The sequence below is a fragment of the Cryobacterium sp. TMT2-10 genome, from assembly GCF_004403075.1.
Taxonomy (GTDB): Bacteria; Actinomycetota; Actinomycetes; order Actinomycetales; family Microbacteriaceae; genus Cryobacterium; species Cryobacterium shii.
In genome coordinates this window covers 1-1,377 of record NZ_SOGW01000119.1, presented here as the reverse complement: position 1 = coordinate 1,377, position 1,377 = coordinate 1, and the positions used below count along the sequence as shown (strand labels likewise).

Below are 1,377 nucleotides of genomic sequence, written 5' to 3'. Positions count from 1 at the left end.
TGCGGGCTGCGGCTGCGGCTGCGGCTGCGGGCTGCGGCTGCGGCTGCGGCTGCGGGCTGCGGGCTGCGGCTGCGGCTGCGGGCTACGGGCTGTGGGCTACGGGCTACGGGCTACGGGCTTGGATCGGCCAGACAGAGAGGGCTTCGCATGCTTCACAAGGTGGTCTGCGTCACCCTGCCGGGCCTCGGGCCGTTCGAGTTCGGCCTGATCTGTGAGGTCTTCGGCATGGACCGAAGCGAGCACGGCGGGCCGTCGTTCGACTTCCACGTCACGGCGGCGGAGCCGGGTCCCATCCGCACGAAGCTGGGCTTCGACATCATCGTCACCGAGGACCTGTCCGCCGCCGGGGACGCCGACCTGATCGCGATCCCCGCCTACGAAGCGGGCGAGGCGATCCACCCCGAGATCCTGCGGGTAGTCCGCGAGGCCGAGGCCCGTGGCGCCTGGGTGCTCAGTGTGTGCAGCGGGGCGTTCGTGTTGGCCGCCGCGGGCATCCTGAATGGTCGCCGCAGCACGACTCACTGGATGTACACGGATGCGCTGGCGCGCGCCTGCCCTCTCACCGAGGTCGACCCGGATGTTCTGTTCGTCGAAGACCGCCGGGTGGTGACGGGCGCCGGGACCGCGGCCGGCATCGACGCCGCCCTGCACATCGTGCGGAAGGAACTCGGCGCCTCGGCGGCGAACGTGATCGCCCGGCGGATGGTGGTGCCGCCGCAACGCGACGGCGGGCAGTCGCAGTTCATCCAGGAGCCGGTGGCCGAGTTCCGCAGCGACTCCTTCGCGGCTGTGACCGACTGGATGCTGCGAAACCTCGACCAGGAGTTCACGGTCGACCATCTCGCCCGGCGGTCGCTGATGTCGCCGCGCACCTTCGCGCGGCGGTTCCGGGCGGATCTCGGCACGACGCCCACGGCGTGGCTGAACCGGCAGCGGCTGCTCCGCGCCCAGCAACTGCTCGAGGAAACCGGGTTGAGCCTGGCGGAGATCGCGGCGTCCACGGGGTTCGGTGCGGCGGCCGTGATGCGCCACCACTTCCTCAAGGTGCTGCAGACCACGCCGACGGCTTACCGGCGCACCTTCGGCAGCCGCCGGGCCGGCTGACGGCCACAGCGGGTCCGCTGCCGGGGCGGCCTCCGCCTGTCTCCCCAGCGCCCGAACGAATTCGACGGAGATTCTGCTCTAAAAAGCCCAAAACACAGGTTTTCGGTCCAGCATCCGGAAAATCTCCGTCGAATTGGTTCGCCGGCGTGCGGCAGGCACAGGTTCCGCGGCTGTGCGGGCGAGCGGGGCCAGCGTGCGGGCAGGGCCAGCGGGCGGGCGGGGCCAACGGACACGGCCGGGCCAGCGGACACGGCCGGGCCAGCGGGCGGGCGA

The 1,377-nt window shown here is 71.5% G+C and carries 1 protein-coding gene; it reads left to right on the top strand.

Features of this window, described 5'->3' with window-relative positions; all coding sequences use genetic code 11:
* Positions 1-147 precede the first annotated feature (147 nt).
* A complete protein-coding gene (locus E3T37_RS14570; RefSeq protein ID WP_134368001.1) occupies positions 148-1,104 on the top strand; it encodes a helix-turn-helix domain-containing protein in 957 nt (318 codons plus the stop codon).
* Positions 1,105-1,377: the final 273 nt, after the last annotated feature.

Bases quoted from the DNA above. Each gene is read 5' to 3' on its own strand.
- E3T37_RS14570 (WP_134368001.1), top strand. From the start codon at position 148: ATGCTTCACAAGGTGGTCTGCGTCACCCTGCCGGGCCTCGGGCCGTTC.